The 7,529-nt window shown below is 67.0% G+C and carries 10 protein-coding genes; 4 read left to right on the top strand and 6 right to left on the bottom strand.

Annotation, left to right across the window (positions count from 1 at the left end; all coding sequences use genetic code 11):
• Positions 1–44: 44 nt before the first annotated feature.
• The 3 genes from RH90_RS11145 to RH90_RS11135 all read right to left on the bottom strand — a co-directional run bounded on the left by RH90_RS11145 (position 45) and on the right by RH90_RS11135 (position 1,497).
• A complete protein-coding gene (locus RH90_RS11145; RefSeq protein ID WP_010185732.1) occupies positions 45–788 on the bottom strand; it encodes a YebC/PmpR family DNA-binding transcriptional regulator in 744 nt (247 codons plus the stop codon).
• A gap of 112 nt (positions 789–900) precedes the next feature.
• A complete protein-coding gene (locus tag RH90_RS11140; RefSeq protein WP_010185731.1) occupies positions 901–1,140 on the bottom strand; it encodes a DUF2312 domain-containing protein in 240 nt (79 codons plus the stop codon).
• 63 nt (positions 1,141–1,203) lie between these two features.
• Complete coding sequence (locus tag RH90_RS11135) at positions 1,204–1,497, bottom strand: DUF1244 domain-containing protein (protein ID WP_010185729.1); 294 nt, start codon at positions 1,495–1,497, stop codon at positions 1,204–1,206.
• 80 nt (positions 1,498–1,577) lie between these two features.
• Here RH90_RS11135 and pyk point away from each other — a divergent pair, with 80 nt between their 5' ends.
• Positions 1,578–3,035 carry a pyruvate kinase gene (gene pyk / locus RH90_RS11130; protein WP_010185727.1) on the top strand — a complete coding sequence of 486 codons (1,458 nt, stop codon included), beginning with the start codon at positions 1,578–1,580 and terminating at the stop codon, positions 3,033–3,035.
• 144 nt (positions 3,036–3,179) lie between these two features.
• Here the strand turns inward: pyk and RH90_RS11125 are convergent, their stop codons facing one another.
• Positions 3,180–3,800: an HAD family hydrolase gene (locus RH90_RS11125; protein ID WP_010185726.1), complete on the bottom strand. Its 621-nt coding sequence runs from the start codon at positions 3,798–3,800 to the stop codon at positions 3,180–3,182.
• Between the two features lie 5 nt (positions 3,801–3,805).
• Positions 3,806–3,931: a type B 50S ribosomal protein L36 gene (gene ykgO / locus RH90_RS11120; RefSeq protein ID WP_010160916.1), complete on the bottom strand. Its 126-nt coding sequence runs from the start codon at positions 3,929–3,931 to the stop codon at positions 3,806–3,808.
• Positions 3,932–4,104: 173 nt separating this feature from the next.
• Between ykgO and RH90_RS11115 the strand changes: the two genes are divergently transcribed.
• The 3 genes from RH90_RS11115 to gpmA all read left to right on the top strand — a co-directional run bounded on the left by RH90_RS11115 (position 4,105) and on the right by gpmA (position 6,645).
• Positions 4,105–4,740, top strand: a complete 636-nt coding sequence (locus tag RH90_RS11115) for a DUF4136 domain-containing protein (RefSeq protein WP_029625242.1) — start codon at positions 4,105–4,107, stop codon at positions 4,738–4,740.
• A complete protein-coding gene (locus RH90_RS11110; protein WP_010185724.1) occupies positions 4,737–5,855 on the top strand; it encodes a M14 family metallopeptidase in 1,119 nt (372 codons plus the stop codon). Before RH90_RS11115 ends, RH90_RS11110 begins: the two co-directional genes overlap by 4 nt.
• A gap of 103 nt (positions 5,856–5,958) precedes the next feature.
• Positions 5,959–6,645: a 2,3-diphosphoglycerate-dependent phosphoglycerate mutase gene (gene gpmA, locus RH90_RS11105; protein WP_010185723.1), complete on the top strand. Its 687-nt coding sequence runs from the start codon at positions 5,959–5,961 to the stop codon at positions 6,643–6,645.
• A gap of 155 nt (positions 6,646–6,800) precedes the next feature.
• Here the strand turns inward: gpmA and RH90_RS11100 are convergent, their stop codons facing one another.
• On the bottom strand, positions 6,801–7,436 hold the full coding sequence (locus tag RH90_RS11100; protein ID WP_010185722.1) for a hypothetical protein: 636 nt from the start codon (positions 7,434–7,436) through the stop codon (positions 6,801–6,803).
• Positions 7,437–7,529 lie beyond the last annotated feature (93 nt).

Raw genomic sequence — 7,529 nt, 5'->3', positions numbered from 1 at the left:
CCCACCCCCAACCCCTCCCCTGAAGGGGAGGGGCTTGAAGGAGATCAACCGAGCTTCTCGAGGATCGCGTCGGACACTTCGTAATTGCCCCACACGGTCTGCACGTCGTCGTCATCGTCGAGCGTGTCGATCAGCTTGAACAGCGTCGCGGCGTCGTCCTCGCCGACCTCGACCATCGTCTGTGGGCGCCAGGCGAGCTTGGCGCCTTCGGGCTCGCCGAGCACCGGGGTCAAGGCCGTCACGACCTCGTGCAGCGTCTCGTTCGAGGTCCAGATCTCATGTCCCTCCTCGCTCGACTGCACGTCCTCGGCGCCGGCTTCGAGCGCCGCTTCGAACACCTTCTCGGCGTCCCCCGCCGACGCCGGATAGGAAATCAGCCCCATCCGGTCGAACGCATGGCTGACCGAGCCCGAAGCGCCCATATTGCCGCCGTTCTTCGCCATGCCGGTACGCACGTTGGTCGCGGTACGGTTGCGGTTGTCGGTGAGCGCCTCGATGATCAGCGAGACGCCGCCGGGGCCGAAGCCCTCGTAGCGGATTTCCTCGTAATTCTCGGTGTCGCCCTTCGACGCCTTGTCGACCGCGCGCTGGATATTGTCCTTGGGCATCGACTGCGCCTTGGCGGCGTTGATCGCCATGCGCAGCCGCGGGTTCATGTCGGGATCGGGCAGGCCCATCTTCGCCGCGACGGTGATCTCGCGCGACAGCTTGGAAAACATGCCCGAGCGCTTCTTATCCTGCGCGCCCTTGCGGTACATGATGTTCTTATATTTGGAATGGCCTGCCATTGGATCTCTCTCAAACTACAGTGTCGTCACCCCGGACTTGGGAGCCGGGGTCCATGGGCGGCGCTTGGCCGATCGCATGGATGCTGAAACGAGTTCAGCATGACGGGTCGGCTTAGTCGAGCCCGAGCGCCTGCTTGTAGGTCTCGAGCAACGCCTCGGCCTCCTCGCGGTGATGCTTCTCCATCTTGCGCAGCCGCACGATCGAGCGGATCGTCTTGACGTCGAAGCCGGTCGACTTGGCTTCGCCGTACACGTCCTTGATGTCGTCGGCGATGCCCTTCTTTTCCTCTTCGAGGCGCTCGATGCGCTCGATGAGAAGGCGTAGCTGGTCGGCGGCGATGATGTCGCTCACGGTAAATCCCCCGGGGTTTGAATCAGTGAAAGGCGCGCGCTTTAGGCCAGCCGCGCGCCGCCGTCACGCATTCTTCGCCACGCTCTGCCGCATCCGCTCGAGCTGCTCGGGCGTCGCGTCGCCCTGATGCTCGGCCTTCCACTGCGCATAGGGCATGCCGTAGACGATCTCGCGCGCCTGCTCCTTCGACAGCGTACCGTCGGCCTCCTGCACCCAGTCCGACAGGCAATTGCGGCAGAAGCCGGCGAGCCCCATCAGGTCGATATTCTCGGCGTCGCTGCGGTGGCGCAGATGCCGTACCAGCCGTCGAAAAGCCGCCGCCGCTACGGCATCGTCCAGTCCATCCAAATCGCGCATCTGTTGCCTCCACGGTTGATCGTGGCGAGATAGGAGGTAGAGCAGCAGCCGTACAGCCTCCCCACGGCAAGGACCTCCCCATGATCAAGACCATCGCCCCGCGTGCGCGCAAGGTACGCATCCTCGCGACGCTCGGCCCCGCCAGCAGCAGCCCCGAAATGATCGCCGCCTTGTTCGAAGCCGGTGCCGACGCCTTCCGCGTCAACATGAGCCACGGCGACCAGCAATCGAAGATCGCCGTCATCCAGGCGATCCGCGCGCTCGAGAAGACCTATCAGCGCCCGACGACGATCCTCGCCGATCTGCAGGGGCCAAAGCTGCGCGTCGGCAAGTTCGAGGGCGGCAAGATCGAGCTGATCAAGGGCCAGACCTTCACGCTCGACCGCGACACCACGCCGGGCGACACCACCCGCGTCGAACTCCCGCACCGTGAGATCTTCGAGGCGATCGAGCCCGGCGCGCGCCTCCTGCTCGACGACGGCAAGCTCGTGCTGCGCGTTACCGACCACACCGACACGACGATCGTCACCGAGGTCGTGGTCGGCGGCGCGCTGTCGAACAGCAAGGGGTTGAACGTCCCCGACGTCGTGCTGCCGATGGCGGCGCTGACTGAGAAGGATCGCAGCGATCTCGCCTTCGCGGTCGACCAGGGCGTCGACTGGATCGCTTTGTCGTTCGTCCAGCGCCCCGAGGATCTGGCCGAGGCGCGCAAGCTGATCGGCGGCAAGGCGTCGCTGCTCGCCAAGATCGAGAAGCCGCAAGCGATCCAGCGGCTCGAGGAAATCGTCGAGATGTGCGACGGCGTGATGGTCGCGCGCGGCGATCTCGGCGTCGAGATGCCGCCCGAGAGCGTGCCGCCGCTGCAGAAGCGCATCATCGAAGTGTCGCGCCGCCTGGGCCGCCCGGTGGTGGTCGCGACGCAGATGCTCGAATCGATGATCACCTCGCCCTCGCCCACCCGCGCCGAAGTCTCCGACGTCGCGACCGCGATCTATGACGGCGCCGATGCGATCATGCTGTCGGCCGAGAGCGCTGCCGGCGCGTGGCCGACCGAATCGGTCGCGATGATGAACGCGATCGGCGAAGCGGTCGAAAAGGATCCGACGCACGGCGACCGCATCCACTTCACCGTGATCCGCTCGGACCCGACCACCGCCGACGCGCTGGCGGAGGCCGCCAAGAACATCGCGCAGACGGTCGATGCCGCGGCGATCATCTGCTTCACCGCCTCGGGCTCGACCGCACGCCGCGTCGCGCGCGAGCGGCCCGGCGTGCCGCTGATGATCCTCACCCCGAACCCCGAGACCGCGCGGCGTGCGGGCCTGCTGTGGGGCGCCTATGCGATCCTGACCAAGGACGTCGATTCGTTCGAGGAGATGGTCGCCAAGGCCAAGCGCATGGCGCTGCGTCACAACCTCGCCAAGGCGGGTGACCGCATCATCCTGATCGCGGGCGTGCCGTTCAAGACTCCGGGGTCGACCAACGTGCTCCACGTCGTGCGGGTCAGTGGCGATGAGCTCAAGGGGTATGCGAGCTAGGGGCGCGCTGGCTTCTAAACCTTACCGTCACCCCGGGCTTGTCCCGGGGTCCACCGGGATGCCCATCCTGCCGCCCGAGCGCGCGCGGCACGGTGGGCCCCGCCACAAGGCCGGGGTGACGAAGACGGTAGATAGCGGAAGCGTTTAAAGCGCGGGCGCGGCGAGAATACCGTAGCGCGCCAGATCGCCACGCAGCGTTTCCGCATCGGTAAAGACCACCGCCCCCATCCCGACACTCTGCGCGCCCGCGACATTGTCCTCGCGATCGTCGACGAACACCGTGTCCTCGGCGCGCAAGCCGAACCGCTCGAGCGCGAGGCGATAGATCGCCGGATCGGGCTTGGTCAGCAGTTCGTCGCCCGAGACGACGATGTCGTCAAAGCGATCGAATAGATCGGCCTCGCGGTTGCGGAACGACGGCCAGAACTCGCCCGAGAAATTGGTGATCGCGTACAGCGGCACGCCCGCGTCCCCGAGGTCGTCGACCAGCGCGCGCATCCCCGGCAACATCCCGCCGAGCTGCTCGCCGAAGCGCGGCCCCCAGGCGGCGATCAGCGCGGCATGCTGCGGATGCGCGGCGGCGAGCTCGGCCGAGGTCTCGGCGAACGGACGGCCAGCGTCATGCTGGAAATGCCATTCCTTGGTCGCGACATCGCGCAGGAATGCATCGAGCGCCCGATCGTCACCGATCAGGCGCTCATAGAGGAATCTGGGATTCCAATCGTACAAGACGTTGCCGACGTCGAAGACGACGGCCCGCGCCACGTCGCTTAGCCCTGGCGGGCCTTGAAGCGACGGTTGGTCTTGTTGATGATGTAGGTCCGCCCACGACGACGGATCACGCGGTTATCGCGGTGACGGCCCTTGAGCGACTTCAGGGAATTGCGGATCTTCATGATCGATTCGCTTTGCATAATCTGGAATGTGGAAAAGAGCCGCTGCGCATATGGTCGCCTCCCCCCCAAGTCAAGCGCGACCGCGCCGATAAGCCTCGCTATAGCGACGGAACCCGGAGCCCGGGTCCAGGCGTTACACCCCTGCAACGACTATAGAACCGAGGACAAGAGTTATGAAGCTGGCTTTGGGAATGGCGATCGCCGCGGCAGCGAGCTTGAGCGCCTGTGCGACGACCACGACGAGTGGCCCGGTCGAAGTGACGCGGTTCCACCTCGGGTCGATCGCGGCGCCGCTGGAGACGGGCACGCTTGCGGTCGAACCTGCGCCCGGTGGCGGGCCAGCGAGCCTCGAGTTCAAGACCTATGCCGCCGCGGTACAGACCGAGGCGCTGGCGCACGGTTTCACCGTCCCCAAAACCGATCCCGACGCGCAATATCTCGCGGTCGTCGGCTTTACCCGCACAACGCGCCCGGCAGCACCGCGCGACAGCGGTAGCGGCGTCAGCATCGGCCTCGGCGGTGGCGGCTATAGTGGCGGCGGGTATCGCGGCGGTGGCGGCGGCGTCGGCCTTGGCGGCGGCATCTCCTTCCCGATCGGCAAGCAGAAGTACCGCACCGTCGTGCTGACCGACCTCACCGTGCAGATCCGCCGCCGCCGCGATGCGACGGTGATCTGGGAAGGCCATGCGCAGACCTTCTCGCCGGGCGAGGCGCCAGCCGCCCAGGCCAATGCCGCCGCGGCCAAATTGTCGCACGCGCTGTTCCTGGACTTCCCTGGAGAATCGGGGCGCACTATTACGGTGCGATGAGCATCACCATCAACGCCGCTTTCGATAGCGGAAACATCGACGTGGTCGCCATCCAGGGCGACCGCGTCGATCTCGCCATCCGGCTCGACCATCAGTCGGACTTCTTCCAGTGGTTCCACTTCCGCGTCGCCGGCGCGAAGGGACGCACGCTGACCCTGCGCATCACCAACGCGGCGCAATCGGCCTATCCGTTCGGCTGGCCCGGCTACAAGGTCCGCGCGAGCACCGACCGCCACGCCTGGCGGATGATCCCGACGCGCTATGCCGACGGAATGCTGGAATTCGAATGGAGCGGCGACAGCGAGCTCGTCTGGTTCGCCTATTTCGAGCCCTATACGATCGAGCGCCACGACGCTCTGGTCGCGCGGATCGCGCTCGCCCCCGGCGTGACGCATCGCGAGCTCGGCCAGTCGCTCGACGGTCGCGCGATCGATTGCCTCGACGTGGGCACCGGCCCAAAGCACGTCTGGCTCTATGCGCGCCAGCATCCCGGCGAGAGCATGGCCGAATGGTGGATGGAAGGCGCGCTCGAATGGCTGACCGACGCCACCAACCCGGTGGCCAGCGCTTTGCGCGAAAAGGCGACCTTCCACTGCGTGCCCAACATGAACCCCGACGGGTCGTTCCGCGGCCACCTGCGGACCAATGCGGCGGGGGTGAACCTCAACCGCGAATGGCACACGCCGACGCCCGAGAAGAGCCCCGAAGTGCTGTACGTCCGCGACGCGATGGATGCGACCGGCGTCGCCTTCGCGATCGACGTGCACGGTGACGAGGCGATCGCGGCGAATTTCTTTGCCGGGTTCGAGGGCATCCCCTCCTGGACCGACGCGCTCGGCGCCAAATATACCGAGTTCGGCCAACGGCTCGCGGCGCATTCGCCCGATTTCCAGACCGCGCGCGGTTACGACAAGGCGGCACCGGGCAAGGCCAATCTGTCGATGTCGACCAACCAGCTCGCCGAACGTTTCGGAGCGGTGTCGATGACGCTCGAAATGCCGTTCAAGGACCATGACCCCAACCCCGACGCCGAGTTCGGCTGGTCGGGCGCGCGCTCGAAGACGCTGGCGCATGCCTGCCTCGAAGTGCTTGCCGACATGATCGACACGATCTAGCCGTCGCCCCGGCGCAGGCCGGGGCCGCTACGCCAGTGTCCTTACGGCACCACACGAACCCAGCGGCCCCGGCCTACGCCGGGGCGACGAAATGGAGACTCACATGCCCACCCTCGTCCTGATCCGCCACGGCCAATCGGCCTGGAACCTCGAGAATCGCTTCACCGGCTGGTGGGATGTCGACCTGACCGAAAAGGGCGTCGAGGAAGCGCGCGCCGCCGGGCGGCTGATGGCGGAGAAGGGGCTCGATTTCGACCTCTGCTTCACCTCGCTGCAGACCCGCGCGATCAAGACGCTCAATCTCGCGCTCGAGGAAATGCGGCGGCTCTGGCTGCCGGTCGAGAAGGACTGGCGGCTCAACGAGCGGCATTATGGCGGGCTGACCGGGCTCGACAAGGCCGAGACCGCCGCCAAGCACGGCGACGCGCAGGTCCATATCTGGCGTCGCAGCTTCGACATCCCGCCGCCGCCGCTGGAGGCCGGGAGCGAATACGACCTGTCGCAGGACCGCCGCTATGCCGGGATCGCCATTCCCGACACCGAGAGCCTCAAGGACACGATCGCGCGCGTCCTGCCCTATTGGGAGGGGCGCATTGCGCCCGCGCTGCGCGACGGGCAGCGCGTCGTCATTTCGGCGCACGGCAATTCGCTGCGCGCCTTGGTCAAGCATCTTTCGGGGATTCCCGATGACGAGATCACCACACTGGAAATCCCGACCGGGCAGCCGATCGTCTACGAGCTCGACGAGACGCTGGCGGCGACCGATCGCTATTATCTGAGCGAGCGCTAAGCACTTAGCGCTTCCACGGAACGGGGGGGGCGCCCGCCTTCTTCAGGCGGGTGGTGGAAGGGTCGACAGAGGGCGTAGCGCCCGTTGCCCCCCCTCCACCGTTCGCTGAATGCTCACGGTCCCCCTCCCCCGGTTCCCGGGGGAGGATTTGCGGCTTACTGGCCCGTCGTCACTGTCGTCGTCGTCTTCTCGCTGACCCGCGCCGGCGTGGCGCGATGCGTCGTCGCCTTGCGCACGACGCGCTTCGGCGTCGCTGCATGCGCGACCGGAGCCGCGGTCTTGGTCGTCTCGGTCGTCACCGTCGTAGTCGGCGCGGGCGCCTGGACGACGACCGGCGGGGCCGAGCGCGCAGCAGCGGCGTCGGCAGCGGCCGATGCGGCAGCCTGCTCGGCGGCATTGGCGCGGGCGTTGGCGGCAGCGGCGTCGGCCTGCGCGTCCTGCGCGGCGTTGCGGGCGTTCGAAGTCGCCGCACGCGCAGCGTCGGTGCGCGCGCGCTGCGCCTGGCCGATCGCGGTGTCGGCGAGCTGCGAGGCACGGTGCGCGTCCTCGATCGCCTCGGCCTTCTTGCCCGACGCGAGATGCTCCTCGGCGGCGCGCAGCTGCGCCTGGGCGTCGGCCTGGAGGCGCGGCGTCTCGGCGGTCGCGCCGATCTGCGCCGATGCCTCGATCTTGGCGCGCGCCTCGGCGATCGCCTGTTCGGCGCGGTCATGCTTGCCCTCGGCGAAGGCGGGCGCGGCGAAAGCAAGCACCGTCGCGAGCGCGACGGACGAGATGGTAGAAAAACGGGTCATGGCGTGTATCCGCAATAGCTGTCCAGGACCCCGGTAACCCGCGCCGCGCCAAACAAGTTCCGCTTGCGATATGACGGCGGGAACGGTTGCCCT

Source organism: Sphingomonas sp. PAMC 26605 (assembly GCF_000241485.1).
Classification (GTDB): domain Bacteria; phylum Pseudomonadota; class Alphaproteobacteria; order Sphingomonadales; family Sphingomonadaceae; genus Sphingomonas.
This window is presented reverse-complemented; position numbering and strand designations above follow the sequence as displayed.